Annotated in this window: 26 protein-coding genes and 1 tRNA gene; 18 read left to right on the forward strand and 9 right to left on the reverse strand. The window is 33.0% G+C overall.

The genetic code is table 11. The features are described from left to right. Positions 1-4 precede the first annotated feature (4 nt). Together ACMDB5_RS12385 and ACMDB5_RS12390 are read right to left on the reverse strand one after the other, a co-directional pair. Entirely contained in the window at positions 5-652 is a 648-nt protein-coding gene (locus tag ACMDB5_RS12385) for a TatD family hydrolase (protein WP_413998570.1), read from the reverse strand. Continuing rightward, entirely contained in the window at positions 652-1,254 is a 603-nt protein-coding gene (locus tag ACMDB5_RS12390) for a DUF1684 domain-containing protein (RefSeq protein ID WP_413998571.1), read from the reverse strand. The genes ACMDB5_RS12385 and ACMDB5_RS12390 overlap by 1 nt, the downstream gene beginning before the upstream one ends. A gap of 306 nt (positions 1,255-1,560) precedes the next feature. On the opposite strand from ACMDB5_RS12390, the gene ACMDB5_RS12395 reads away from it, so the two are divergent. From ACMDB5_RS12395 to ACMDB5_RS12460, 14 genes are all read left to right on the forward strand, one after another. Further along, a complete protein-coding gene (locus tag ACMDB5_RS12395; protein WP_413998572.1) occupies positions 1,561-2,781 on the forward strand; it encodes an MDR family MFS transporter in 1,221 nt (406 codons plus the stop codon). A 162-nt stretch (positions 2,782-2,943) separates the two neighbouring features. After that, on the forward strand, positions 2,944-3,312 hold the full coding sequence (locus tag ACMDB5_RS12400; protein WP_413998573.1) for a BlaI/MecI/CopY family transcriptional regulator: 369 nt from the start codon (positions 2,944-2,946) through the stop codon (positions 3,310-3,312). A 64-nt stretch (positions 3,313-3,376) separates the two neighbouring features. Beyond that, on the forward strand, positions 3,377-4,993 hold the full coding sequence (locus ACMDB5_RS12405; protein ID WP_413998574.1) for a M56 family metallopeptidase: 1,617 nt from the start codon (positions 3,377-3,379) through the stop codon (positions 4,991-4,993). 88 nt (positions 4,994-5,081) lie between these two features. Continuing rightward, positions 5,082-5,219 carry an SsrA-binding protein gene (locus tag ACMDB5_RS12410; RefSeq protein ID WP_413998575.1) on the forward strand — a complete coding sequence of 46 codons (138 nt, stop codon included), beginning with the start codon at positions 5,082-5,084 and terminating at the stop codon, positions 5,217-5,219. A gap of 238 nt (positions 5,220-5,457) precedes the next feature. After that, positions 5,458-5,531: transfer RNA gene (locus ACMDB5_RS12415), tRNA-Arg, on the forward strand. A 230-nt stretch (positions 5,532-5,761) separates the two neighbouring features. Further along, complete coding sequence (locus ACMDB5_RS12420; protein ID WP_413998576.1) at positions 5,762-6,697, forward strand: DUF2806 domain-containing protein; 936 nt, start codon at positions 5,762-5,764, stop codon at positions 6,695-6,697. Positions 6,698-7,120: 423 nt separating this feature from the next. Next, positions 7,121-7,270: a winged helix-turn-helix transcriptional regulator gene (locus tag ACMDB5_RS12425; protein ID WP_414000389.1), complete on the forward strand. Its 150-nt coding sequence runs from the start codon at positions 7,121-7,123 to the stop codon at positions 7,268-7,270. A gap of 173 nt (positions 7,271-7,443) precedes the next feature. After that, on the forward strand, positions 7,444-8,313 hold the full coding sequence (locus ACMDB5_RS12430; RefSeq protein ID WP_413998577.1) for an AraC family transcriptional regulator: 870 nt from the start codon (positions 7,444-7,446) through the stop codon (positions 8,311-8,313). A 91-nt stretch (positions 8,314-8,404) separates the two neighbouring features. Next, positions 8,405-9,217, forward strand: coding sequence for an MBL fold metallo-hydrolase (locus ACMDB5_RS12435; protein WP_413998578.1), 813 nt, complete (start codon positions 8,405-8,407; stop codon positions 9,215-9,217). 316 nt (positions 9,218-9,533) lie between these two features. Next, on the forward strand, positions 9,534-10,655 hold the full coding sequence (locus ACMDB5_RS12440; protein WP_413998579.1) for an LLM class flavin-dependent oxidoreductase: 1,122 nt from the start codon (positions 9,534-9,536) through the stop codon (positions 10,653-10,655). A 113-nt stretch (positions 10,656-10,768) separates the two neighbouring features. Next, on the forward strand, positions 10,769-11,320 hold the full coding sequence (locus ACMDB5_RS12445) for a cysteine hydrolase family protein (protein WP_413998580.1): 552 nt from the start codon (positions 10,769-10,771) through the stop codon (positions 11,318-11,320). 212 nt (positions 11,321-11,532) lie between these two features. Beyond that, a complete protein-coding gene (locus ACMDB5_RS12450; RefSeq protein ID WP_413998581.1) occupies positions 11,533-12,300 on the forward strand; it encodes an MBL fold metallo-hydrolase in 768 nt (255 codons plus the stop codon). Next, entirely contained in the window at positions 12,300-12,713 is a 414-nt protein-coding gene (locus tag ACMDB5_RS12455; protein ID WP_413998582.1) for an ester cyclase, read from the forward strand. Before ACMDB5_RS12450 ends, ACMDB5_RS12455 begins: the two co-directional genes overlap by 1 nt. Before the next feature lie 141 nt (positions 12,714-12,854). Further along, the gene (locus ACMDB5_RS12460) at positions 12,855-13,268 is read left to right on the forward strand and encodes an OsmC family peroxiredoxin (RefSeq protein ID WP_413998583.1); all 414 of its coding nucleotides are present in this window, start codon (positions 12,855-12,857) and stop codon (positions 13,266-13,268) included. Positions 13,269-14,136: 868 nt separating this feature from the next. Here the strand turns inward: ACMDB5_RS12460 and ACMDB5_RS12465 are convergent. The 5 genes from ACMDB5_RS12465 to ACMDB5_RS12485 form a co-directional block, all read right to left on the reverse strand. Next, positions 14,137-14,733, reverse strand: a complete 597-nt coding sequence (locus ACMDB5_RS12465) for a pentapeptide repeat-containing protein (protein WP_413998584.1) — start codon at positions 14,731-14,733, stop codon at positions 14,137-14,139. A gap of 6 nt (positions 14,734-14,739) precedes the next feature. Beyond that, the gene (locus tag ACMDB5_RS12470; protein WP_413998585.1) at positions 14,740-15,294 is read right to left on the reverse strand and encodes a pentapeptide repeat-containing protein; all 555 of its coding nucleotides are present in this window, start codon (positions 15,292-15,294) and stop codon (positions 14,740-14,742) included. A 139-nt stretch (positions 15,295-15,433) separates the two neighbouring features. Next, positions 15,434-16,999 (reverse strand): hypothetical protein, encoded by a 1,566-nt coding sequence (locus ACMDB5_RS12475; protein ID WP_413998586.1) that lies wholly within the window; start codon positions 16,997-16,999, stop codon positions 15,434-15,436. Positions 17,000-17,002: 3 nt separating this feature from the next. Then, positions 17,003-18,037 (reverse strand): HlyD family secretion protein, encoded by a 1,035-nt coding sequence (locus tag ACMDB5_RS12480; protein ID WP_413998587.1) that lies wholly within the window; start codon positions 18,035-18,037, stop codon positions 17,003-17,005. 26 nt (positions 18,038-18,063) lie between these two features. Further along, entirely contained in the window at positions 18,064-19,386 is a 1,323-nt protein-coding gene (locus tag ACMDB5_RS12485; RefSeq protein WP_413998588.1) for a TolC family protein, read from the reverse strand. Between the two features lie 127 nt (positions 19,387-19,513). Between ACMDB5_RS12485 and ACMDB5_RS12490 the strand changes: the two genes are divergently transcribed. Together ACMDB5_RS12490 and ACMDB5_RS12495 are read left to right on the forward strand one after the other, a co-directional pair. Continuing rightward, entirely contained in the window at positions 19,514-20,416 is a 903-nt protein-coding gene (locus tag ACMDB5_RS12490) for a helix-turn-helix domain-containing protein (RefSeq protein ID WP_413998589.1), read from the forward strand. 55 nt (positions 20,417-20,471) lie between these two features. Beyond that, a complete protein-coding gene (locus ACMDB5_RS12495) occupies positions 20,472-20,750 on the forward strand; it encodes a hypothetical protein (protein WP_413998590.1) in 279 nt (92 codons plus the stop codon). Positions 20,751-20,911: 161 nt separating this feature from the next. Here ACMDB5_RS12495 and ACMDB5_RS12500 read toward each other — a convergent pair whose 3' ends face one another. Further along, positions 20,912-21,511, reverse strand: a complete 600-nt coding sequence (locus ACMDB5_RS12500) for a YceI family protein (RefSeq protein ID WP_413998591.1) — start codon at positions 21,509-21,511, stop codon at positions 20,912-20,914. Between the two features lie 113 nt (positions 21,512-21,624). Then, positions 21,625-22,848 carry a M20 metallopeptidase family protein gene (locus ACMDB5_RS12505; protein ID WP_413998592.1) on the reverse strand — a complete coding sequence of 408 codons (1,224 nt, stop codon included), beginning with the start codon at positions 22,846-22,848 and terminating at the stop codon, positions 21,625-21,627. 422 nt (positions 22,849-23,270) lie between these two features. Here ACMDB5_RS12505 and ACMDB5_RS12510 point away from each other — a divergent pair, with 422 nt between their 5' ends. Together ACMDB5_RS12510 and ACMDB5_RS12515 are read left to right on the forward strand one after the other, a co-directional pair. Continuing rightward, positions 23,271-24,353, forward strand: coding sequence for an FUSC family protein (locus tag ACMDB5_RS12510; protein ID WP_413998593.1), 1,083 nt, complete (start codon positions 23,271-23,273; stop codon positions 24,351-24,353). A 211-nt stretch (positions 24,354-24,564) separates the two neighbouring features. Next, the gene (locus ACMDB5_RS12515; protein WP_413998594.1) at positions 24,565-25,452 is read left to right on the forward strand and encodes a helix-turn-helix domain-containing protein; all 888 of its coding nucleotides are present in this window, start codon (positions 24,565-24,567) and stop codon (positions 25,450-25,452) included. The last annotated feature ends 148 nt before the right edge of the window (positions 25,453-25,600 follow it).

The raw sequence follows: 25,600 nt of genomic DNA on the forward strand, positions 1-25,600 counted from the left end.
TTTTTTATCTGTTAAAAACAGCCTCAAAATTAATTGCAACTTGCTGTTGTAATTTCGCTACTGTTGTATTCTTATATTTTGCGGCCAAAGTATACACTTCGCCAATCGTTTCTTCTATCGTATCTGTTTCCAGAAAAAAGCGGTTATCGGGAACGTTCTGAAAAACTGCCTTCAACTCTGGATTTCTCAATAAATATTTCCCAAATGAAATATAAAATCCATTATCTACTAATTGCTTAGCTACTTGTTGATTTTTTGAGAAACCATGAATAATCATGGGGACACTAATATTCAACCGTTTCTTAATTTCGATTACTTCCTGAAATGCGGCTACACAATGAACGACAATCGGTTTATTGTATTTTTCGGCCAAAAGCAATTGTTTCTCGAAAACCATTTGTTGCAAATTCAACGGGATTTCAGTCCTTTTATCCAATCCGCACTCGCCAATGGCTAGACAATTAGTTTTTTGTAATTTATTTTCGATAATTTTCAAATCGGCTTCAATCCGATCCTCAACTATATACCAAGGATGAATTCCAATGGAATATGTCGGAATTGTATCATCAAAGTCCTGCGGGTATTGATTTACTAATTCCTTTATATTAGCTTGGTTCGTGAATTTATGAGTATGAAAATTAAAGAATTCCATTAATCATGAAATTTTTTCACTCCGGCTTCTATTGCAATATTCAAATCATTTTCCAAAGGGACAATTGGGCAAGAATATTTGTGATTATAGGCACAATAAGGATTGTATGAAATATTGAAATCGATAGTTATGGTATTTCCTTTAGGAATTTTTAAATCAATATATTTCCCACCTACATAACTTTCGTTACCGCAAGTCAGATCCGAAAAAGGCAAGAATAAATGGTCTTTATATTCCTTCTTTTTAGAAAGCGCAATGTTTCTGTAAATATTAAGTTTAAGATCCTTACCGTCTAAAATAAAATGGGCCTCGCCGTATTTAACATACACTGGCTTTTTATCGCCAGTAGTCTTCATCACAAACGGTTTTTCTTTTTTTGTTCGGATAAATTTAGCCGTGACAAAGAATTTTTCGTTGATTGGATAAAAATCTAGGCTTTTGAATGTGGCCAAATCTTCCGCCATCAAAGGACTCGTTTTAGCATCAGCATATTCGGAATTTAAGTCCGTTTGAAATTTAGTTACTGACGTAACATCAAATTTTTCCTGGGCAAAGCCAAAATTCAATTGCACTAAAAAAACAAAAAGCAGAATGGTTCTCATTTGTATATTTTTTTTGCAAAAATAGCGTAAAAGTTATAAAGCCACAAAGTTAATGTTTTGCAAAACATAGTTCGCATTTAGAGGCTTAAAGCCAAAGCAAATGCTTTTTAGAAGCATCAAACAATTAAGTTTTGCTGAAGATAAATTCCTTCAGACTAAAATAGCTATCTCTTTTGCACTGAATCCTAGCCCAGATAGCAGTAAAAATCCTTATATTTTTTTCTTTAAAAAAATATAAGATTGAAACGAATAGCTGGAAAAAGCTCCTAAAAAACTTTGTAAATTTGCAAAATATAAATTTACGTGATGTTCAAAACTGCTTTTAGTCGCTATATTAATAATTTCAAAGGATTTTCTAGAGAAATTTGGATTCTTACCCTTATCACTTTTATCAATCGAGCTGGAACTATGGTTCTTCCTTTTTTATCCAAATATTTAAAAGAGGATTTACAATTTACCTATGGAGAAGTGGGCTGGATCATGGTTGCATTTGGACTGGGCTCTATGTTGGGTTCATGGCTTGGAGGAAAACTGTCTGATAAAATCGGGTTTTATAAAGTGATGGTTTTTAGCTTGTTTAGCAGCGGAATTTTCTTTTATATTTTACAATATATAACGAGTTTTTGGGGCTTGTGTTTGGGAATGTTTAGCATTATGACTTTGGCCGATATGTTTAGACCGGCTATGTTTGTATCGCTTGGTGCTTATGCGAAACCCGAAAATAGAACGCGTTCCTTGACTCTTGTCCGACTGGCAGTTAACCTTGGATTTGCAGCTGGACCCGCTTTAGGCGGATTAATTATTATGGGAATTGGTTACAAGGGCTTGTTTTGGATAGATGGTACTTCTTGTATTGTATCGATACTGCTTTTTGCTTTGCTGGTAAAAGAAAAGAAAAAAGCCTCTAATCAGGATCCGCACAATACTATCTTAGAAGCTGCTTCAGTTTTTAAAGATAAAATATTCTGGATTTTTCTGTTTGTAAGCTTTATAGGTGCCATGATTTTCTTCCAACTTTTTACCACTTTACCTTTATACCACAGCGAGAAATTTGCCTTAACCGAATTTCAAACCGGTTTATTAATGACCTTGAATGGCTTGCTGATTTTTGCATTAGAGATGCCTATTGTGAGCTATTTTGAGCGAAAGAAAGTTCAAAAACTAAAAATAATCCTTTGGGGCACATTCTTGATGGCTGTCAGTTTCTATAGCTTGTTGATTAATGTTTGGGCAGGAATTTTAGTCATTAGTATGATTATAATTTCTGTCGGAGAAATATTTTCGTTTCCTTTTTCGAATGCTTTTGCCATGAGTAGAGCTTCCAAAGGACATGAAGGACGCTATATGGCGCTTTATACCATGAGTTTTAGTTTGGCTCATATCCTGAGTTCAAAAATGGGAATGGAAATCATTGCGCAATTTGGTTATCAAATCAACTGGTTTGTAATGGGAACTTTTGGCTTATTGGCCGTGGTATGTTGCATTTGGATCCAAAAATTATTGAAATTGGAAAACAATCCAATATAAATCACCCTAACAAAAGACTCCCTTATTTATTGCTTTTACTGACTTAAGCAAATAATTTTCTGTGTCTTACTAGCATTAAAACTTAATTTATAGTTAACAAACTACATTTATAGTTGCGTAACTATAAATATAGTTGTAAGTTTGAATAATAAATTTACAACAATGCAAAAGTTAACCAACAAAGAAGAAGAAATCATGCACATTTTATGGAAGCTCAAAAAAGCTTTTGTGAAACAAGTCATGGCAGAAATCACCGAAGACCAACCTCACTATAACACCCTTTCTACCATAGTACGCAACTTGGAAGAAAAAGGATATGTATCTCATAATGCATTTGGAAATACCCATCAGTACTTTCCTATTGTAAGCATCGAAGATTATCGAAAAAAATTCATGAGCAACGCTATTGACAATTATTTCAATAGTTCGTATAAAAACATGGTTTCCTTTTTTGCAAAAGAAGAAAAAATAACAGCAAAAGAACTTCGCGAAATCTTAGAGATGATTGAGAACCCCAAAGAAACAAAATAGCCCTTTATAAATAAACTATAAATTGTGCCATCTTAAAAAGCAGCACTTTCAATAAAGCAAATTAATGGATACACTATCTATTTACCTAATCAAATCAAGCGGACTATTGATCCTATTCTTTCTAGCATATCATTTTATGCTGCGAAAAGAGACCTTTTTTACCGCTAACCGCTGGTTTTTATTGGCTGGATTAATTAGTTCGGTTCTATTGCCTTTTGTTGTTTTTACAAAGATCGTTTGGGTCAATCCAAGTCCGGCAAATATAAATTGGTCCAATATTCCTAGTAGTGCTCCTATTGAAAATAATGATTTCGAAATCAATTGGTATTGGGTTTTGATTATTGGCTATGCCATAGGTTTGACACTCTTTTTAATACTGTTCCTTTTGGATTTTTATAGTTTAACCAAAATTTTAAAGAACAAAAAAATTCATCAGCAAGCCGATTTTAAGTTTATTGATTTAACAGCCAATGTAGCTCCCTTCTCTTTCTTTAAAACTATTGTATATAACTCGTCCTTATACAGCAAGTCTGAACTAGAAGCTATTTTAGAACATGAAAAAGTACATAGCGAACAAAATCATACGGTTGATGTCCTGATTTCAAGACTATTTTGCACTGTATTCTGGTTCAATCCTGTGGTTTGGTTTTACAAAAAAGCCATCGTACAAAATCTTGAATTCATAGCTGATAGCGAAGCCTCAAAGAAAATATCTGACAAAAAAGCCTATCAAATCACGCTTTTAAAAATAACAACACATGAAAATTGTGTTGCCATCACCAATCATTTTTATCAATCATTAATCAAAAAACGAATCGTTATGTTAAACAAAAATCAATCAAAAAAGAGAAATTATTGGAAGTATTTTTCAATATTACCGGCACTCATTGCCTTTGTGCTACTATTTCAAGTTGAAGTTATTGCCCAAGAGAAAAAATCCGATGAAATTGAACTTAAAGTTGTGAAAATTGATAAAACAGATCTTAATGACACTGTTAAGAAAAAAAAGGTCATAGAAATTCAACCTTCAAATATAAATGATCTTACTGAAATTTATATCGATGGGAAAAAAGTAAGCAAATCAGAAATGGATGATTTAGATCCTTCTGACATTGCCACTATGGATGTTAATAAAAAAGGGGCGAAATCTATAATCAAAATTATAAGCAAAAGTTCTAATGAAATAACTGATGATAAAAAATTAATAATTTCAGGAGTCAACATGACAAATTTAAATTTAGAAAAAACAGACCCAACAAACTTAAATAATAAGCAAACCAGTAAAACAAGCAGAACAATTAAAATCATTAGAAATAGTACGAATGGGATTCCTGTCGAAACTGAAATTTATATTGATGGTATAAAATCTAACCAAACAGAATTAGACAATCTAAACCCCTACTTAATTGAAAGAATGGATATTAATAAATCTAATGTGGATAGAAAAACGATTGAAATAATTACAAAAAGTAAAAATGATGTTAATCAATCTAAACTTGATGTAGAACAAGCCAAAAGAGATATCGAGCAAGCCAAGAAAGATGTAGAACAAGCAAAAAGAGATATTGAGCAGGCCAAGAAAGATGTGCAACAAGCCAAAAGAGATGTTGAGCAAGCCAAGAAAGACGCGCAACAAGCCAAAAGAGATATAGAACTCGCAAAAAAAAACAGCTCTAAATAACATCAAATCATCATCAATCAAAATCGAAAGAAAGACGGTCTCTATCAAGGTCGTCTTTTTTTATATCTTTGCCCAAAACAACAAACTTATGTTTAAAATTTTAGCCCAAATCAATAAACTTATTTTGCCAAGCTTTAGCAAACAACAATTGGACTTGTCCAAAGCCAAAAAGTGGCAGATGGCCATCATCGGCTACCGATATTATGTAACAAGCCGTGCGTTGTAGTAATAGGCAAAACATCATGATAGAGTAAAAAAAGACCAATTATAAAAGGAATACTAGCTTTAAATAAAATTATTTATTTTGGAAATCACTGAATATCATGCATATAATTTCCTACCTCCATTTTTTTTTATTTTTATTCTATTTTACGCTTGCAAATTACACATTTATCTCTATCTTTGCACCCGCAAACACGTTCACCGAACAACTATCAAAATAGTTACTAAGTGAATAATGCTAAGGCCTCGTGGCGCAACTGAATAGCGCACTTGATTACGGCTCAAGAGGTTACTGGTTTGAATCCAGTCGAGGTCACTTTTAAAAACGAATAATCCCTATATACTTGATATATAGGGATTTATTTGTTTAGTACTAGGATTCAAACATTCTTCCAACTCGCTTTTCAAATCACTAATAGTCAATTACTTAAACTTTATTTTAAAAATTATGATAGATACGTATATCATTTCACTTCCCATAAACTTCCCTGACATATTTAGTGGAAAGCAAAATAAACTCAATAATTAATATAAAATTTATATGTAATGGAAAATAAACTTAGTTTAATATCTTTTGAAGGCAAACCACTTGAAAAACTTCTTGAGGTTATTCAAAGCGGTGTTGGCACATTGTATCGACCAAGAGCAATAAGAAAGGAAGCCGATGCAAAAGCGTATGAGATCGCTGTCATTTCAAAAGCAAAAGCAATTGCAAATGTAGAAAGTACTTTAATTGATTTAGAACTAACCGAGCGTATTCAAAATAGAATTATTTATCAAGAAACTAGGAAACAATTTAATATTGATAACATTGTTGAAGTTGCTGCCGACCAACTAAATGTCGAAAATGAAGTTTCAGACGAAAAAGTTGAATCAGACTGGATAACAAGATTCTTCAATATTGCTCAAGACATTTCTGATGAAGACATGCAAAAACTATGGGGAAGAATACTTGCGGGTGAAATCAAACAACCCAAATCTTTTTCTTTAAGAGCCATTGAATTACTTAAAAATCTTTCCAAAGAAGAAGCTGAAATCTTTACTAAAATATGCCAGCTCAAAATCATTTCAAGTACTAACACTTTCATACCGAATCTAGACAGAGACTCCCTAATTAACAAGTTTAATATTAAATATTTAGACATTTTACTATTAGCTGAGTTAGGTCTAATATCTAGTGACAGTAATCTAGGACTTACATTACATGGTATAGGAAAGAAGCATATTCAGGTATTCGACTATGGAGAACTTGGAATATTAATGGAAACTGAAGAAAGCGCATCAAATAAGACTATAAAAATATACAAATTTACAAAAGTAGGGGCAGAATTATCGAAGCTAATACAACAAGATATAAATATAGAATATTTAAACATTATACTTCAGTCCCTATCTTCTCCATTTAGAAAACTCCAATATGGTTATATTAAATTTATTGATGGAGAAAAAAAATTAACTAATGTAACTGAATACAAATCATAAGGGTTACTTCCCATAAACTTCCCAACACATGAAAAAATATATTGATTTACAACACATTACATCTAAGATTTATTTCCAGTCGAGGTCACAAAATAAAAAGCTCAATTCAATATGAATTGAGCTTTTTTTATACCTTTTTTTTTTAATAATTAACAAGCTTAAACTTATATATGTAAAGTGGTTTGGATATTTATTGAAGTTACCTTGACTGGACAAAAACCAGATCAGTCTCAAAAGTCGGGCATTATCCAAAAAAATAGATAATCTGAATGGTAAGAAATCTATTTTCCTTGCCCCTCTAAACTGACTTTTGAATGCTTTTATTTTTACATTAGAAGATGCTGTAGAAGTACTTTTAGGTACTCCTCCTCACGATTATACCTATTCCAATGCGTTCATCTTAACAACAATAAACTGTTTCAAATCAACGAAAATGTGGCAAGGTATGGAGAATTAAAAAGATCTGTAAAAGGGATCAGCGAAAAAATGTTAATACAGGAATTAAATAGACTTGTCGAACATAAATTAGTCAGTAAAAAGGTATATCCCCAAATTCCGCCTAAAGTACAATAAAGTTCAACTAAAATGGGAGTAAAAACCTTACCGATTGTAGATCAATTGGCTCAATTTGAATTGCAGAATTTAATTTAACCTTTACAGAAGTAAAAAGTATAATTTTAAAAAAAACTTAATAAAGAAAGCTTATTTTTAAACCAAGAATGTAACTTTAAGAACAAAAAATAGCTATGAAAATAATTAAATTCCATAAAACAGAATGTGGTGTTGACTTTTTTATAAACGTATTACCTTATAATGAAGTAAAAAATAGTTATACACATTCGGAAGTTTACAATACCGATTATTTTGAAATTATTATATTCAAAAAAGGCAAAGGAACTTTAATTTTAAATCAAAAGCAGATTGAAATTTCGGATAATCGTATTGTTTTTATTTCGCCATTCCAAAAGCGACAATGGAAATTAGAAGGCAATGATCTTGATTTTACCGTTCTCATATTTCAAGAAGAATTTATGAATGACTTTTTTGCCGATAAATTATTTACCTACCGTTTACTGTATTTTTATCAGTTAGAATGTCCTTTGTATTTTTCAACTACAGCTGAAACTATAGCAAAATATTGTGAATTCCTTACCGAAATTAAAACAGAATTGTTTATCACAAAACCAGATAGCGTACATATTATTCGCTCTCTAGTTTATTATATATTGCAAAAATTAAATCGACAATACGCCCAACAATATGAACTTTCATTAGAAAAAACCGAAGGGAATTATGCTTTTCTTTTCAAACAACTTTTAGAAAAACACATTAAAACGGAACAACGAATTGAATTTTATACCCATCAGTTGAATGTGAGCCGAATTACATTGAACAAAGCCGTTAAAACACATTTTAATGTCACAGCAACTCATTTGCTCAAGCAACGTTTACTTTTTGAAATTAAAAATTATTTGATCCATTCCGAAATTACAGTTTCTGAAATTGCATCCGAATTGAATTTTTCAGAACCCAATCATTTGATGCGTTTTTTTAAAAATCAAACAGGTGTAACTACAAGTGAATTTCTATTGGATTATCAAAATGGTAGTTCTTAACTGTTTTTTGGTAGGTTTTCAATGGACTTAAATCTTGAAATTTGCATTTATAATTTAAAATGTAAAATTGAATATGAAAAAAGTTTTTTTAATGATAGCATTTATGCTGTCTTCAGCCTTATCTTTTGGTCAGACAAAATCAAATGAAGCAAGGTTACAATTAGTTAGAAATGCGACATTGGTTATTGATTATGCGGGAAAAAAGATTCTTGTGGATCCAATGTTTTCTAAAAAAGGCGCTATAGATTCTTGGGCAGGGATTGCAAAGAATCCAACAGTTGAGTTGAAAATGCCCGTAAAAGATATTATTAAAAATATTGATTTGGTTGTGGTGACGCACACACACGAAGATCATTTTGATAAACCAGCAAGTTCGGCACTTAGTAAATCGATAGAATTAATTATGCCTCCTACAGATAAAGATTTCTTCATAAAAGAAGGTTTTATCAATGCAACTGTTTTACAAGATCAGAAAGTATGGAATGGCATTACAATTACTCGCGTAGACGGACAGCACGGTACTGGTGCTGTTTTGAAGCAAATGGGTGAAACATCTGGTTTTATATTTCAGGCAAAAAACCAACCTACCATTTACCTTGTTGGAGATACGGTTCTGACAGATAATGTTTTAAATACTATTAAAAAGTTTAATCCCGATTATATTATTGTTAATTCTGGTGGTGCGATGATTAGAAGTTTCGGTCTTATCCCAATTATTTTAGATGAAGACCAAACAATGACTTTAATAGGCGAAAGTGGTAAAGCAAAAGTGATAGCGGTTCATATGGATGCCTTAGACCATTGCTTCACGACCAGAAGTATTTTAAAGAATAAAGCGGAAGTATTACAAATAACGGAAGACAAATTAATCATTCCTCAAGACGGTGAAATTATAAAACTGTAATTACAGAAGAAAATAAAAAACTCATTTGCAAATGTTGGGTAGAATAAACAGAGAAGTTTGCAATGTTATAATGATGTATTTATATTCTTCTACTAGAAAACAATAGGATCAAATCAATAGCGGTTAAAGTTTAGGCTTTAATCGCTATTTTTTTTAAGATGTATAATCTATCGTAAACTTTTTTTGTTTTGAATTGTTTAATAAGCTAAAAATAAATAGTCTTTGAATTATCAAAACGGTAGGTATTAACTATTTTTTGGTAGGCTACACTCTTTTTTTCTAAAGTAATTTTGTAAAATAATTTAAATTACAAATTATGAAAAGTAAAGATATAGATACTACACAAAATAAAAAATCAGGTTTCGAAGTTGTTACTAAACAAGGTAATACACCTGTGCCTCTTTCGATTTTAGATGTAGCAACCACAGGCAAAGGCTATTCTGCAACTCAAGGTATTAACAATAGTATTGAACTAGCAAAATTGGCGGATCAAAGAGGATTTGCCCGCTACTGGGTAGCTGAGCATCACGCTATGCCCGCAGTTTCCACTTCATCACCTGCTATGTTGCTTTCTAGGCTTATTGGTGAAACAAAACAAATTCGCTTGGGTTCTGGCGGAATGATGCTCTCTAATTTTCCTCCTTTAGTGATTGCCGAGCAATTTGGTATGCTTCAGGCAATGGCTCCTGGGCGCATCGATTTAGGGATAGGACGTGCTCCAGGAACCAATGGATTTACAGCACAAGCATTGCGTCGTAACCTTCTTGGAGAAGAAGATTTCCCTGCCCAAGTAACTGAATTGATGCATTTTTTGGATGATGATTTTCCAGTAGGTCACCCGTATAAAGACAAAGTTTTTGCGGTTCCTGGGCCTGGACAAGATCGTGAAAATGGAATAGCAAGGTCTTTTCATAGTCCATCTTTATGGTTATTGGGTTCGTCGGGATATTCTGCACAATTAGCTGGTAAACTTGGATTACCTTTTGCTTTTGCAGCGCAGTTAGCTCCAGAGAATTTGTTAGCAGCATTTGAACTTTATAGAAAAAATTTCAAGCCTTCGGATGTTTTGGATAAACCACATACTATTGCCTGTTTTTCTGTATTTGCAGCAGATAGTGAAGAAGAAGCACAAATACAAACACGTTCTTTTTCTCATAGTATGTTGCGAATGATGAGCGGTCAATCTTATGTTATTCCCTCTCCTGAAGAATTGAAAAGTTATGTTTACAGCGAATCGGAAAGATATGTTTTAGAAAGCTGGAACGAAAAAATAATACAAGGTACGGCCGATCAAGTAGTCAATCGATTGAATCAATTTCAAAAAGCTTCAGGAGCAGATGAATTGATGATTGCCAGCTTGGGGCATTCTCTCGAAGGAATATTGCATTCTACGAAATTGATAGCAGATGCTTATGGGATGCCTAATAATAAAGAGTAGATTGATTTAATCTTTTAGAGGTTATCAAAATGGTAGTTATTGATAACGATTTGGTATCCTTTGATTTTTAATGAAACAGTAACTTTGAATATTAATTTAAGAACAAAAAAATTATGAGCAAGCAAGCGTTAATTATCATAGACATACAAAACGATTATTTTGAAGGTGGAAACATTACATTGGAAAATGCTGTAGAAGCAAGTGTAAATGCGGGTAAAGTATTGGAGCATTTTAGAGCCAACAATTTACCAATTGCACACATCCAACACGTATCCGCTAATCCTGAAGCAATGCCAATTTTTGTAGAAGGAACAAAAGGGATTGAAATACACGAAAACGTAAAACCGCTTGACGGAGAAAAAGTTTTTCAAAAATATTATCCAAACAGTTTTAGAGAAACGGGACTTTTGGATTATTTGAAAGAAAATGATATCACTGAAGTAGTGATTACAGGAATGATGACGAATATGTGTGTGGATTCAACAACAAGATCAGCATTCGATTTTGGTTATAAATGTACGGTTATCGGAGATGCTTGTGCAGCAAAAGATTTGGAAATTAACGGAAAAAAGGTTAGCGCGGATGATGTACACCACGCCTTTTTAGCAGCACTTGCATTTTTCTTTGCTGAAATAAAAAGTACAGAAGATTTTCTAAAAGCATAACATTACTATCGAAGTGATTTAAACTTTTTTTATTTGCTAAAAGTTTAAATCACTTCATTATAAAAGACCGACTAACCATCTTGGTGTTAGGATATTCATTGATGTGTTTTTATTAAATACACGATATGAAAATGGTAGTTAACCGTTAACTATTGGTAGTATAAAAAAATAAAATGAATTGTAAATTTTTATTATAATTAAACACATAAATTATGAATATCCATCTGATAAGAAATGCCACAATGGTCGTTGACTACGGCGGAAAGAAAATGTTGGTTGATCCGATGTTTTCTAAAAAAGGAGAATTACCATCAGGGCCAATGCCCTCAAAAAACTGGAGTTGGAAAAGAAATCCACTGCATGAACTTCCAATTTCAATTGAGGAAATTATTAAAGATATTGATTTTGTTTTTTTATCACACCTTCACTTTGATCATTGGGATAAAGCGGCAGAAAAGGCATTGCCAAAAGATATTAAAATTTTTCTTCAAGATGAAAATGATAAAAAAGTAATAAGCCAATTAGGATTTACCAATCTTGAAATTTTGGGTGAAAATTCAAACTTTGGTGGTATTAAATTGAGCAGAACTAAAGCCCAACACGGTAAAGGATTTATTCTTAAGGTTGCAGGTCATGTATGTGGAATGATTATGCAGCATCCGTCAGAACAAACACTTTATATTGCTGCAGATACGGTTTGGTACGAGGAAGTTGAAAAAACAATAAATAAATACAAACCCGAAGTAATCGTGGTAAATGGCGGTGATAATCGATTTATTATTGGTGATCAATTAGTTATGAATAGTGAAGATATCTATCGCACACATCAAGCTGCACCAAAAGCAAAAATAGTGGTAGTACATATGGAAGGGGTTTACCATAATACACTTTCAAGAAAAGAGTTAAAAGAATTTGTTGACAAAAAATCAATTAGCAATAGTATAATCATTCCAGATGATGGAGAAAAAATAATTTTGTAATGGGAAATAATATAGAACAAAACAAGCAATTAGTACGTGATTTTTATGTTGCTGTAAATAATGAAGATTACAACACAGCCAGTAACTATTTGCATAACGATTTTAACTTTTACCATCAGGTAGATCACCGCATTCCTGGAGCCGAAGGATTTGTAGCATCAGAAAAGAAAAATTTTGATGCGTTTGAAGAGTTCTCTTTTCAGGTTATAGATCTTATTGCAGAAGGTGATAAAGTAGCCGTTTATATGATTCACGAAGGTAAACATAATAAAAATCCACTGATGGGAATTGAGCCGAAAGGAAATAATATTCGTATTTCTCTAATGATGTGGCTGACTATCAAAGACGGTAAAATTATTGAAAAACGAGCTCATTTTGACAGGGCCGATATTAAAGAACAGGCAACTCTGTAATGAATAAGTTTTTTACTTCAATAAAAAAAGTGAAGGACATCAAATCAAAATGGTCAAAATATCTTATAATTAAGAGTTTTGACCATTCTCTTTTACTGATATTCAGTTCAACTTTATTCGCAATAATTAAATAATAAATTTATGAAATCAAACATTAAAGCCGTTTGGCAAGGAAATTTTAAAGAAGGAAAAGGACAGTTCAACAATGAAAATTCAAAATTGGATACCATAACTTTTAAGCCTTCGTTTGCAAAAAATGATGGTAGTTTTACCAATCCAGAAGAATTGTTAGCTTCTGCTCACGCTTCTTGTTATACAATGACATTGAGTTACATCCTGTCTGAAAGTGGATTTTCTGCTGACAACTTAGAAACAAAAATTGCATTGGAAATGGAAAATAACGTGATTACCCGTTCCAATTTAATATTGCAAGCTAAAATCCCTGCTATAACAGCAGAAAAATTTCAGGAAATTGCCATCAAGGCGAAAGGAATGTGCCCTGTTGGAAATGCTTTGAGTGTTGAAGTTAGTTTAGAGGCATCATTAATACAATAAAGATTTCTAACAACGGAGCAGTACAGTTCAAATGAAAAGTACTGCTCCGTTGTTATTATTTTTAGAGAAAATGTTGGCATATCAAAGACTAAAAAGTATAGAATTTTATTTTAAAACAAAGTATAAATATCCGCTGTTGTTTATCAAAATGGTAGCTATGGTATCTCTTTTGGCATTGATTTAAGTTGGAGGTTATACTAATTTTGTATGCGTAAATTAAATCAAAATAAGATTGGACATCCTAATAAAATGTGCAGATATAGTTAAGAAAAAAGCGACCTAACTTTTACTCTTATTTTGTTTACAAATCTGAAATTTTTAGTTCTATTATTTTTTTTAAATATTGAACTTGTTTCTCCAAATTAAAAAAAACACTTCTTCCCTGCCTAATTTATGATGTGGATTTTCTAAAAACATTTGCTTAATTTTACATAAAACTAGAAACAGATTTGTACTTTCTATAATGGATTCCACATAGCTAATTTCTTCAAATCTTGTATAAAATGATTTGTAAATTGTGCAGTAAGGGTCACAAAACCCCAATATTTATTGGGTTTTTTTTATGCTTTGAAGTTAAAAAAACCTGCAAAACCAGTAGGTGGAGCTAATAAAACAAAAAAAACCTCAAAATCATATTACACTCTCAGTACACTATTGGAAAAAACGATCAAACTGACCACCCAATTCCAATTTTAATTGACCAATAAAAAACATTAAAAATTATCTCAAACACAAATCAGTTTGTTAAAAATCAACAAATTATCATTTATTTTCACGAACAATACCTAATAGAATTCAGTAGTCATTTCAAATTGGAATGAGGTGGTCAACACGATTGGATTTTACTATATATGACGTGCTGCTATATTTAAGTAAAGAAAGTGGTATTGTTTACAATATCAATATCTAATACATCAAGAAAACTCAAGGCTTCAGGAAAGGAAAATTTAGCATCATCAATAGTATTGTTGCGTATATCAATTCTATAATTAACAGCCGATACCAAGTCACAACGATTCAGTTTTGTACCATTGAATTGGACTTCTTTAAGATTGGTACCTGAAAAATCTGATCCTGAAAGATCGCATTCGCTAAAATCAGCTTGTTCAGCATTACAGTTGATAAATTTAGTATTTTTCAGCAATTTACCATAAAAACTACAGTAGCTTATATCAGTATCCTCAAATTGAACGGAGAACGGAGAAAGCAGGTCTGACCAAATCATCCCCTGAAAATTACTGTTTTTTATCTTTGCATTACTAAATATGGAATCTTCTGACTTCAAGAGGGAAAAGTCGCAGCTATCAAAAATACAGTTTCGGAAATCGCAATTCTCCAGTTCTGATCGGCTAAAATTGCATTGCTTAAAAATACACTTATCAAAAGACATATCGGTATAGGACTGAGCAGAACAGTTTAAATTGTCAAAATACTCGCCGCTATAATATGAATTGCTTTTTATCATAATTTATTATTCTATTATTATATCATAATGGCTCAAAAGCCCATGCAACTGCTCCGGAGAAAATTTAGTCTTTTTTACCAAATTATTTGAAAGGTCCATTTGAAGATTACTATTCGTTTTAAAGTCGATGCCTTTTATGTTGGTTTCTAAAAAAACAGCATGAAGCAGATCGCAGTTTACAAACTTAGATCTGTTAATATCGGCTCTATTAAAGCTAACGCCGTGCATTCTACACTCTTTAAAACTGCTGGTGTTTGTTTTTTTATTGTCAAAGCTACAATAATCGAGAATACAGTTTTGACAATGGATAGAAAAACCAAAATCGTTTACATCGTAAAATATGATGCCCATTAACTTGCAATCCGTAAATGAAACTTCCTGCAGGCTGCTTCCACTGACGGTACAATTGCTTAAGTCACATCCAACAAATTTACACTTAGAAAAATCGCTTAACGCAATATTACTGAAGGAGCAGTTTCTGAACTCGGTAAGATAATAGTCTTTGTCGGGCATACTGTCGAAATGCATTTTCTCGATTATATTAGATTGTTTTTGTTGCATATTTTAATTTTAGAATACGACAGCATTTTAGGACATTGTCGTATTTATTTTTAGATTTTTAATTTTGTAAAAAGAAAGCGAAGTGATGTTCACTCCGCTTTCTGTTATGTTTTTCTGAAAATAGGTGAGCAAGAATTACTTAGCTCATTTCCAGTTTCAACACCTTTTTAATGGTTTTTAGTCTGGGATAAATCAGGTTTTTAGGGAAGTAAGGGTATTTATACAAAATCAAGATTACCATAAATAAGATTCCGAATAGCACTAAATAACCATACATTTCCTTAAATGAAACCAGCAAAACTTGCTGCGGTATCATTTGTTCCAGATGAGCATTTTCGGGTTTAAACAAATTATAATTCACGCGGTCGATATTAGCCGAAATCAGTTGAAAGTTTTTAGTAAACAGATAATTCATTCCGCGTAGCAATGCAGCTCCCGCAATAGCACTACCACAAGCAGCACTTATAAAAGCTTGTACCGAAATTGCTTGAAAGAAATGATGAAACGGCACTTTAACCAAATCAGAAATCAATACAATTGCGATAATAACATACCCAAAATTTCTGAAAAACAACGGAATTGCCAAAAGCTCTTTACTGGTGTTTTTATCGATAAAAAAGTACATCATCAATAAGTAAACTAAAATCCCCGAAAAACCAATAAGGAACGTAGATTTAAACGAATGTTGCTTAAGGGCAAAATATCTGTAGGCAAAAAAAGCACCTGCAAGAACGCCTAACCAACCAATCCAACTCACATACATCAGGTTTTCCATATCATAACCTAACACTGCCTCAAAATAAATATGTTCGATTAAATGCGAAGGCGAAATAAATAGATCGACCACAAGATATAGTAAAACCGATTGGTAAACCGCTTTGTATTTGAAGGTTTGCAAACTAATAAACGGATGACGAATAAAGGAGGCTCGGTAAATATTCAATCCCAATAAAATAAGTAGAAAAACAGTCGCAATTTGAATATGCTCTGAATACCACCAATCATAATGTTCTCCATAAACAAAGATAAAATTAACCGTCATCAAAATTAATCCCCACAGAAAAGCACCTAACCAATCAATTCCAAAAAGTGGAAAAGCAGGAAATAAACGCCTGTTGTTAAAGAACAACATCGTAAATAAAGCCAAAAACAATAAAGTACCAATAACAAACCAGTGAATATAATGCCAACTGGAAAAAAGAACAATATAAAAATCACCCACGCCACCTAGCAAAATAACACTTTGCACCAGCAGATAAATATAACAAAAGAAAATAGGCATATCTCTAGTAGGCGTAATCCACAACTGAATAGTTGAATTGCATTCAAAAGTAGCCCACATTTTGAAAATCCCGGCTACAAAACAGGTTGCAACCAATACAAATATATTGGTTGTATACAAAGCAATGACATTGCAAATTATCAAAGCAATACTACAAATAAGGAAGGCGACTTTTGTAGTGATACGCATTTTTAAACGCAGCATAAAAGTGAAAGTCAATGCCATACCCGCTAAACTGGCATAACCGGCCATCAATACATCTTCCTGCATTAAATCGGTCGATCCCACCATTTCACTGGCAGTCGCTAGATATACGCCTCCGCTAAACTGAAAAATGATAACAAAGAGGATAATAATCCACGGTTTTATCTTTTCAGGAAAGTAATTAACAGCCGGTATGCTGAATGGTCCTGTATGATGCATAAATTAATATTTTACGATACTCTCCACATTCATCCCAGCTCTTAATTTCTGGATTAATTGTGCGTCATTATCTTTAGAAAATTCGATTTTTACTGGAATACGTTGTTCTACTTTCACAAAGTTTCCAGATGAATTATCTTGGGGTAAAATAGAAAAACTTGAACCTGTTGCATTGGATAGCGATTTTACAATCCCTTTAAATTTTACATTTGGCATTGCATCGACAACCAATTCTACTTCTTGACCTTCAGCAATATGATGTGTTTGCGTTTCTTTATAGTTAGCAATTACCCATTTGGTATTGTCATCAATCATATCAACAACGGTTTGTCCGGGTTGCAACAGTTGTCCTACCTGAATATTTTTTCTACCAGTGTACCCATCAAATGGGGCTAAAACAACAGTATAGGAAAGGTTTAATTTTGCCAAATCAACCCCTTTAGAAGCCAATTCGATAACGGCATCATTTTGTGATAATCTATTGTTTTGTTGATCTTTAACCAAAACAACAGTTTGTTTTTGACGGTTTAAAGTTTCGTACTTCGCTTTTAAAGCTAAGTAACGCGTGTGAACGCCATCATATTCTTGTTGCGTAACTGATTCTTGATTCAATAAATTTTTATACCGCTTGTCTTCGGTTTGGGCATTATTTAATAAAGTACGAACCTCTTCTATACCTGCAGCAGTAACTGTAATGTCATTTACAGCCGTTTTTACACTTGTATTGGCTACATTTTTTCCTGCCAAAGCATTGCTATAATCCGCTTGTGCCTGTGCCAAACGATATCTGAATTCGGTGTCTTCTATAATAAGTAAGGTATCCCCTTTTTTTACTTGTTGGTATTCTTCAAAACGAATTTCTTTGATATACCCCGGAATTCTGTTGTTCACCGGAACAATCAATTGTTTCACTTGCGCATTTTCGGTATATTCTACATTCCCGAAGTGAAAAAATTTAGCGCCAACCCATACAACGCCAACAACAAGTAACAGGATTACAATAACATTGTACGTATTTTTTTTAGCTTTATGATTCATTTTTAATATATTTTATGTTGATGATTTTAAAGCGTTCCGCTTAATTTTTTAAGTTGGTAATAGTGGAAAAGAATATTGATTTTTGCATTCGTAGCTTGTAATTCGGCATCTAATTTTGCATTCTCAGCATCGAGCATTTCAGTAATCAAGACCAAATCGTTGTCGTATCTGTTTTTAATTACCGTATAGTTTTGTTGGGCAAGATCTACACTTTTTAGCTGCGTTTTATAGACATCTAAAGTTTCCAAATAGCGAATGTATGCCGCTTGAACATCATTTTCCAATTGCTCTTTTACGATATCTTGGTTTTCTATACTGTTTTGAGTAGAAAGTTGGGCTGCTTTTAGTTTGTTTTTAGTTTTGTATAAAGACGCAATGTTGTATTTGATTCCAACACCTGCGAACCAATAATTAAAATTCTTATCTATTACTGGAATTTCAATCATAATAGGACCGTTAAGATAATCTCCTGCAAAGGCAAAAATCTGTGGTAAATTATCTGTTTTCACCAATTTTTCGCCGCTTTTTGCTTGTTCGGTTTGCAATTGCGTTTCTTTTAATAAAGGCGAATTATTGGTTGCCAATGTTTTCCAAGAATCACCGCTAGCCGTTTGCAATTCTGCTACGGCTTGATCTTCTGAGTGCAACTCTAAAATGGTTCCAACAGGAAGTTGCAACATTTTCACCAATTCATTATTTAGAATGGTAATGGTATTTGTTATTTTCAACAACCCTAAATTATATGATTGTAACTGCAGTTCAAAACGAGTAATGTTGTTCTTCAACGCCACACCTTGATTGTTTTTTGCCTTGATTTGCGCAATCATCTTTTGGGTTTGCGCGATATTTTTCCCAATAATTTGTTTCTGATTGCCCAGTTTAATTATTTCAAGATAATAGCCAGCAATGCCAAAACGGATATTTTGACGCACTTTATCTTTAGTCAACTGACTCAAATCCTGGTTTCTTTTTGCCATCCCGACAGCCGTTTTAATGGCGCCTCCGGCATAAATAATCTGTTTCGCTTCCAGCGCAAAATTATTTCCGAAATCTGGAATGGGCGCACTAAAACCATTACTGAAATCTCTATCTGTAATCCAGCCGTCGCCATTATAGCTAAATGCCATAGAAGCTTCTAGAGAAGGAAGCAATTTATCCTTTTCTACTTTTACGGCTGTTTCCGCTATTTTCAGGTTATTGTCCAAAATTTTAAGCTCACGATTATTTTCGTCAGCCAATTGGAACAAATCGGTTAATCCCACCTTTGCTGTTTTTTGATTTTGGGCAGAAAGTTGCTGGATGCTTATCGCCCACAACATCACACAAAAAATCCCTTTTAGTCTATGCATACGTTATATAATTTGTTAATAATACGGTGCAAATTTCCGCTTTTAATGTTTCTATGGAGTATTCCGAAATAAGGATAAATTGGTTTATTTTGAATATTTGTTAAAATATTAATTACCTTTGTTTACTATGAAAATTATTGAAGACAACATGCAGAACGATTCTGAAATTTTTATAGAATCGCTCATAAATACAGACAATATAAGCATTCGAAGTTTTGAATACAAAGAATTAAAAAGGTTCTTAAACGTCAATATTTATTTAAAATCCACCTTGTTTATTTTGGTTTTAAGTGGAAGAGGAAAGATTGAGATAAATTTTAAAACCCATGAGGTTGCACCTCATAATTTGATGTTATTATCTTTTGGTCACTTCTTTAAAATGAACCAAATAAGTACTGATTTCAAATGTCTTTTGTTATATGTAGACAACGCCTACATCGAAGAAATGTACTCCGTCGATATGTTGTACAAACGCGTAAAATATGGGGTAAAAATGTACAAAACACCTTTACTACAGCTTTCGCTGTCCAACTTTAATTTATTGAAAAAACGTTTTTTTTTAATAGATGAAATTATCCTTGAAGAGCAACATCGATATTTTAAAGAGATGATTTTAAATGGATTGCGATTATATTTTCTCGACTTGAGTAATATTATTGAAGAAAGGAAAGAATCAAAAGAAGACACACAACAACAATCTCGGGAAGAATTACATTTTTTGCAATTTCTAAATTTACTAGCCACACACTATCAATCGGAACATTTGGTTGAATTTTATGCCAGAACCATTCATATCACACCGCATCATTTAACCCAAATTGTAAAACGATTGAGCGGACAAACGGTAGCTGATTTCATTTTTCAGTTGCTATATAGCGAAGCCAAACTGCTGCTCAAGCAACCCAATTTACCGATACAGGATATTGCTGTGCAGCTCCATTTTTCGGATCAATCTGCGTTTGGAAAATTTTTCAAACGCAAAAGTGGCCTTTCACCAAAAGAGTACAGGAATGGGATTGTAACAGAATAAAGTTCTTATAGACTTATTTTTAATAGTTATGTAGAAGTGGAGTTCATTCCTAAAAGTGGACACAGAGACACAAGATCTTTGGTTTAAAAAGAATAAAATAAAAAAAACCAAGGCAATCTCTTACACATTAGAATTCAAATTTTGGGCTGTAGAGCTCAGCAATAAATATCATAATATTATAAGAGCCTCTCTGGAATTAGAAACAAGTGCTGAAAATATCAGGCGATGGAAAAACCAGCTTGACAATGGAAAACTGGTCTGCAAGACAAAACAGACTGAGAGTAAACTTCTACTGGAAAAAACGATCAAACTGACCACCCAATCCCAATTTTAATTGACCAATAAAAAACATTAAAAAATTCATCTCAAGCACAAAACAGTTTATTAAAAATCAACAAATTATCATTTATTTTCACGAACAACACCTAATAGAATTCAGTAATCATTTCAAATTGGAATGAGGTCGTCAACGTCATTGGGTTTTACAATTATGGTTTATAACCTGTCTTTTATTAATTCCATGTCAATGAAAATCTGAATATCAGAGGCTATTTGCAACTGATTATTGCCAAATGTTTCTTTTTGATTAATGTGATAATCAAATCTATTAATGGTTAAAACGGCACGCAATCCGGTTCTGGTATTTCCCCAAGGATCAGTTATAGCTTTGTGAAAAACCGTTTTTAATGTTACTGTTTTCGAGACATCTTTGATAGTCAGTATGCCAGTCAGTAAATAATTTTCTCCTTTTAGTTTTCTGATACCAGTGCTTTTGAAAGTCATTTGAGGATATTTATTCACCTCAAAAAAATTAGCAGACCTTAAATCCTCATCTCTCTTGGCGACATTAGTATTAATACTATTAGTAGTAACAACAAAATCGAATTTTGCATCGGTAAAATCAAGTTTGTCCGCCATCATACTTCCTTCAAAACTTGTAAATTGACCCGCAACCAGTGAAAGCCCCAAATGTTTAGCTGAAAATTTTACCGAAGTATGTAATGAATCAACCGTCCATTTTGTTTTTTGCGCTATAACACTTGTTGGTGACTGAAACACAAATACTGCAATTAAAAAAAGGATTTTCTTTATCATGATTTTATTATTATTATTAGCGTGTGAATATTAAAAACCATTTTAGGATTATTATTTGTCTAAGCCAATTGAAATTTCAAAAATGGAATTTTCTGATAAATGGTTTGTTTTTATTATTGATTTAAATAATCCAAGATAATTTGCACTTCCGCTTTTACTCCATTTGATAAAGCTGCTTCGTCAATATTAAATTTCGGGTTATGATTGGCTACTCCAGGTCCAACCCCTAAAATCATAAAATATACCGGCGCCACTTCTTTATAGTAAGAGAAATCTTCACTGGCTGTCATACGCGGAGCATCAAATACCCGGTTAGCTCCCAGTACCTTAGTAGCACTCTTTTTTGCGAAAGCCGAAAGAGCGAGGTCGTTTTCAATCGCGGGATAACTCAAAACGTAATCTAGTTTATAAGTTGCATCATTTGCCTTTGCGATATGATCCACTATGGTTTCAATTCGGGTTCTAATCAACTGACGGGTAGGATCACTAATGGTTCGAATGGATGCTGCCAACTCAGCTTTATCAGGAATCACATTGGACGCTTTACCCGATTGGAATTTACCAATAGATACAACAGCCATTTCGCCCGGTGTTACATTACGCGATACGATAGTTTGTAAACCCATAACAATTTCAGCAGCAGTAACGATAGGATCGACTCCTAATTGCGGCATAGAACCATGCGATCCTTTACCGAAAACCGTAAGATAGAAACCATCGGATGTTGTAGAAGCAGCACCAACAGGAAGAATACCTATATGACCCACAGGATTATTGGGAATAACATGCAGCCCAAAAAAAGCATCCACGCCTTTCAAAGCACCTGATTTGATTATTTCCAAGGCACCTCCGGGATCTTCTTCTTCGGCATGTTGGAATAAAAAATACACCGTACCAGAAATATCTTTTTGCATTTTAGAAAGTGTAGCAGCCGTTCCAAGAAGCATGGCGGTATGAGCATCATGACCGCAGGCATGACTCACGTCTTTTACAACAGACGCATACGGAAGACCCGTTTCTTCCTGTAAAGGTAAAGCATCCATGTCAGCACGAAAAACAACCGTTTTGCCCGGTTTCGAACCTTTTAAAACACCTAGTAGACTGGTAGCAGTTGGTTTTTGTACGCTAATATTGCCAAAGCTTTTAAGAATCTTTTCAACATAGGCTGAGGTGTTCTTTTCTTTAAAAGAAAGCTCGGGGTTTTGATGAATATGGCGACGCCATTCTATGACTTTGTCAGTTGGTACTGTTTTTATCCATGTGGGTTGTGCTATTAAGCTAAGACTTGCGAAACAACTACAATAAATTACTGCGAGTATTCCTATTTTATGTTTCATTTTTAATAATTTATGTTGACATTATATTTATTTCCGGTATCGATAAAAGTGATAAACCTAATACTTATTGGCGGTAACACAACAGCACCCGCATTTACCTTTTTTCAAGTATATAGAAGGCAGCAAATCATCTGTCGTTAAGTTGTACGGGGACGAAATTCTATTTGGCGAATATGCCGTTATTATCAAGATCAGCTTCGGTCAATTTAGAATAAAGAGAAGGGCTAATTCATTTCACTAAGTTACTAAAATAAATTATTAGTTGTTGCACATCTACCTCTGCAATTTTTCAATAATCTCAAGTGATTTGTTGTTTTAACTCAAATAAATTATTTTTCCAGCAGGGTGAATTTCTAATTTCAAATTGTTTTACGCTTAAAAGATTTAACTTTACTGTCCAGAATATATAAAAAATGGACACTTTGGAGAATATTAAAATATTTATTAAAACTGAGACTAAAAACTTTTTTAAAATAAAGGAAAGTAAGCGTATCTGGCATATTCCGTTATTAGCTGCTTTATGTTTAGGTATCCCTATTTTTTTAGGATTATTCCTAGGTAATCTACAAATGGGTTTATCCGCAGGTCTTGGTGGGTTGGTTATTTTGTATTATCAACCATCACTTCCCTTGGCAAGTAGGATGTTAACTATGTTGGTTTGTTCGTTTGGATTTATACTTTCTCTTGCAGTCGGAATTGGGTTTAGTTTTAACGCTTATATTTCCTCCATTGTATTTGGCTTATTCGCAATGGGAATCCATTGGGTGACCACTTATTTCAGAACGAATCCACCCGGTAGCTTTTTCTTTATTATGATTGCTTCTATGGCAAGTTGTCAAACATTTAAATTTGATGTCATTCCTCAAAAAATAGGACTTATCGTTTTAGGTACTATTTTAGCCTGTTTGCTTGCATTGTTTCATGGCTTACTTACGAACAAAAAGAATATTACTACTCAAGCTCTTTCGATAAGTATCAAAAAAGGAGAAGCAGTTCCTGTGATAGAATCTGTAGTTATTGGGTTATTTATGTTTATTTCATTAATTATCGGACATTTGTTCGATATGAAGAATCCCTATTGGATTCCTATTTCCTGTCTTGCCGTAATGCAGGGTATTTCCTTGTATCATGTATGGGAACGAGTAGTGCACCGCATTATAGGAACATTTGTAGGCATAGGACTTTGCTGGCCAATATTACTGTTTTGTAAAACCCCTTTAAGCATTTGTATCAGTATTTTTATTTTACAGTTTATTATAGAAATACTTATTGTTAGGCACTATGCTTTGGCTGTTGTTTTTATAACTCCTATGACTATTTTATTAACAGAAGCCGGAAGTTCTTTTAGCAATAATTCGGAAATCATTATTTCTGCAAGGTTTATGGATATTGCATTAGGAAGTTTTATCGGAGCCATTGGAGGTTGGTTTATTTATAACCAACAGCTTAAGCAAAAAGTAGCAAAACAATTCCGAAAAGCAAGGTCTTTTGTTCGGAAAAAATAGTCCCACCTTTTATTGTAGTCCATTATTGAAAATAGACGAAGGCGAAATTTATACTCCAACAACAGATTAATTACTCAAAGCTTCAATAATTTTAAAAAAAATGTAACCACTCAGCCACAAAAGAAGTAATACAACTATCCGTTTCATTACAAAATAGATTTGTTTAATTAATTTCATTAAATTTGTTTGAATAAATTCTTATTATTTAACGGTGCTGAAAAAACTATATTATGAAGGCCTTTACGGAAACGACTCTATTGAGTTTGTTAAAGGTCTAATTAATGTTTATCCTTTTGGAGTGATCGGAAAACAGTTCGACGGTGAAGTAAAACCTCATATACACAACAATCTATTTCAGATTTTTATTATTGAAAACGGAAGTACCGAACTCATTTTCAATGAAAATCAATATGCACTTTCTGGCCCTTGCTTCATTACCGTTCCAAAGAATACCGAACATGGTTTCAAGCACAAAACCGATATGAACGGTTGGATTATAACACTATCGGACAAAGTCTTGGAAAACATGTTATATAGAGAAGCGGATGTTATTTTTGAAATGGATGCCATACATATTACAGCCATTAACTCTGGCGACGAAACTTTGACGGAAGTCTACCAGACCATGCAAAAATGCGTAGCAGAATACCAAAACAATCTTCCTGGAAAATTGCTGATGCTTCAAAATTTAGTCGGACAGATTATTGTTCAATTGTATCGCCTCCCTTCCGAATCAAGAAAGATCATCACTTCATCCGATAATTCGGGAAAAATATACTTTAGGCGATTTCAGCAATTAATCAAGGTTTCCAATTCTTTTAAGATAACAGTAGAAAAATATGCGAGTGAATTAGGAATTTCTGCCGGACATCTCAATCGCATCTGTCACACCATAGCCGCTAAATCTCCTAAAGACATCATCATTGATTTTTTTATCACCGAAGCACAATTGGCACTTACCAATCCAGATAATTCCATTACTGAAATATCGTATAATTTAAGTTTCGAAGATCCGGGCTACTTCACTCGTCTTTTCAAAAAAAGAACCGGATTAACTCCAAAAGCATTTCGCGAAAAAATTGGCGTAAAGATCCACTAACCTCTTTTATATATTTTTATCCATTTGGTTTGATTTGTCTCATTTTTAATCCAATAGTCCTATAATAGACCTTTTATTTAGTTATAAATTTGTGATTATCAAATAGTAAGTGAGTACTCAGTTATTATTTGTAAGCACTCACTTTTGT

The sequence above is a fragment of the Flavobacterium sp. W1B genome (assembly GCF_047344965.1).
Taxonomy (GTDB): Bacteria; Bacteroidota; Bacteroidia; order Flavobacteriales; family Flavobacteriaceae; genus Flavobacterium.

Coding starts and splice junctions, on each gene's coding strand:
- ACMDB5_RS12385 (WP_413998570.1), bottom strand. CDS start 652: ATGGAATTCTTTAATTTTCATACTCATAAATTCACGAACCAAGCTAAT.
- ACMDB5_RS12390 (WP_413998571.1), bottom strand. CDS start 1,254: ATGAGAACCATTCTGCTTTTTGTTTTTTTAGTGCAATTGAATTTTGGC.
- ACMDB5_RS12395 (WP_413998572.1), top strand. CDS start 1,561: ATGTTCAAAACTGCTTTTAGTCGCTATATTAATAATTTCAAAGGATTT.
- ACMDB5_RS12400 (WP_413998573.1), top strand. CDS start 2,944: ATGCAAAAGTTAACCAACAAAGAAGAAGAAATCATGCACATTTTATGG.
- ACMDB5_RS12405 (WP_413998574.1), top strand. CDS start 3,377: ATGGATACACTATCTATTTACCTAATCAAATCAAGCGGACTATTGATC.
- ACMDB5_RS12410 (WP_413998575.1), top strand. CDS start 5,082: ATGTTTAAAATTTTAGCCCAAATCAATAAACTTATTTTGCCAAGCTTT.
- ACMDB5_RS12420 (WP_413998576.1), top strand. CDS start 5,762: ATGGAAAATAAACTTAGTTTAATATCTTTTGAAGGCAAACCACTTGAA.
- ACMDB5_RS12430 (WP_413998577.1), top strand. CDS start 7,444: ATGAAAATAATTAAATTCCATAAAACAGAATGTGGTGTTGACTTTTTT.
- ACMDB5_RS12435 (WP_413998578.1), top strand. CDS start 8,405: ATGATAGCATTTATGCTGTCTTCAGCCTTATCTTTTGGTCAGACAAAA.
- ACMDB5_RS12440 (WP_413998579.1), top strand. CDS start 9,534: ATGAAAAGTAAAGATATAGATACTACACAAAATAAAAAATCAGGTTTC.
- ACMDB5_RS12445 (WP_413998580.1), top strand. CDS start 10,769: ATGAGCAAGCAAGCGTTAATTATCATAGACATACAAAACGATTATTTT.
- ACMDB5_RS12450 (WP_413998581.1), top strand. CDS start 11,533: ATGAATATCCATCTGATAAGAAATGCCACAATGGTCGTTGACTACGGC.
- ACMDB5_RS12455 (WP_413998582.1), top strand. CDS start 12,300: ATGGGAAATAATATAGAACAAAACAAGCAATTAGTACGTGATTTTTAT.
- ACMDB5_RS12460 (WP_413998583.1), top strand. CDS start 12,855: ATGAAATCAAACATTAAAGCCGTTTGGCAAGGAAATTTTAAAGAAGGA.
- ACMDB5_RS12465 (WP_413998584.1), bottom strand. CDS start 14,733: ATGATAAAAAGCAATTCATATTATAGCGGCGAGTATTTTGACAATTTA.
- ACMDB5_RS12470 (WP_413998585.1), bottom strand. CDS start 15,294: ATGCAACAAAAACAATCTAATATAATCGAGAAAATGCATTTCGACAGT.
- ACMDB5_RS12475 (WP_413998586.1), bottom strand. CDS start 16,999: ATGCATCATACAGGACCATTCAGCATACCGGCTGTTAATTACTTTCCT.
- ACMDB5_RS12480 (WP_413998587.1), bottom strand. CDS start 18,037: ATGAATCATAAAGCTAAAAAAAATACGTACAATGTTATTGTAATCCTG.
- ACMDB5_RS12485 (WP_413998588.1), bottom strand. CDS start 19,386: ATGCATAGACTAAAAGGGATTTTTTGTGTGATGTTGTGGGCGATAAGC.
- ACMDB5_RS12490 (WP_413998589.1), top strand. CDS start 19,514: ATGAAAATTATTGAAGACAACATGCAGAACGATTCTGAAATTTTTATA.
- ACMDB5_RS12500 (WP_413998591.1), bottom strand. CDS start 21,511: ATGATAAAGAAAATCCTTTTTTTAATTGCAGTATTTGTGTTTCAGTCA.
- ACMDB5_RS12505 (WP_413998592.1), bottom strand. CDS start 22,848: ATGAAACATAAAATAGGAATACTCGCAGTAATTTATTGTAGTTGTTTC.